The sequence below is a fragment of the Pseudomonas sp. MWU16-30323 genome (assembly GCF_020515595.1).
GTDB lineage: Bacteria > Pseudomonadota > Gammaproteobacteria > Pseudomonadales > Pseudomonadaceae > Aquipseudomonas > Aquipseudomonas yamanorum.
Genome location: NZ_JAIWYM010000084.1, coordinates 1 through 993, shown reverse-complemented (window position 1 = coordinate 993; position 993 = coordinate 1). Strand labels below are relative to the sequence as shown.

Sequence of the window (993 nt, the reverse complement as noted above, 5' to 3'; positions counted from 1 at the left end):
TGCATCGCACGGATACGCTCGGCACCGTCAAAGTGGTGACTTGTGGTCCGCAGAAAAAGCACTGGGTTGAATTCCAGTTGGTGGATGAACAGGGCGAACCACTGGCGAACCTGCCGTGGCGCGCGGTGAACGATGCCACGCGTGCCGACTGTGCGCCGCCGTACTCAGGTGTGAGCGATGCCCAAGGGGTGATCCGCGTAGACGGCCTGCACCCCATCCCCATCACCTTGCTGGTACAGGCCGACCCGTTGGCCGAACAACTGCAAACCCGGCGCCTGCGTACCGAAAGGCCTGAACCGGAGTGGCCAATTATCGGTGACCGCAGCCCGCCTTATGGCCCGCAGCGCCCGGGCTTTTCGCCGATTGAGCAGCAGGCGCTCGCGGCGGGGCATGGCTACCACTATGTGCGCATTGGCCAGTTATGCGATCAAGCGCCGAACATGGACCCGCCGTTGGCAGACCCGAAAAAACTTCCGGCGTTTCACTTTCCGGATATGGCTTTCAGTGGGTTCACCGTTGAGTACGAGGAGCTGAATCGTCGGCATGTGGTGGAGGTGTGTCCATTTCGTGCCTGGGCGTTGGTGCTGCATCACCAGCCAGAGTACAGCCTGGTTAATGCACACAATTTGGGGCTGATGAGCATTTTGGCGTATAGCCGGGATCCCGATACGCAGCGCGGTTCCGCCAAACACTTCTTTGAGCAGCAATGCCTGGACCTGTCACGCACGCCACGGGTAGTGGATACCGGGAACAACTGGGTTTGCGTGGTACGGATGTGCCCTTTAGTCAGCGCTATACGTTGGCGCGGACCCTGGACACGGGAAAGGCGGATCCGCCGGAAGGCAATACGCAATTCTTCTACGCCATCAACGCCTCCCAGGTGTTGGTCGCTTGGCGCGGCACCGAAATGGCCTGGCCGTTTACCGATCTGGCAACGGATGTAACCTTTCGGCCCGTAAAGCCAGAAGTGCAGGCCACTTGTGAGCCCAAGGT

1 pseudogene is annotated in these 993 nt (G+C 60.1%); it reads left to right on the top strand.

Features of this window, described 5'->3' with window-relative positions:
- Positions 1-944 (top strand): annotated as a pseudogene (locus tag LIY45_RS30530) (hypothetical protein); the annotation flags it as partial.
- Positions 945-993: the final 49 nt, after the last annotated feature.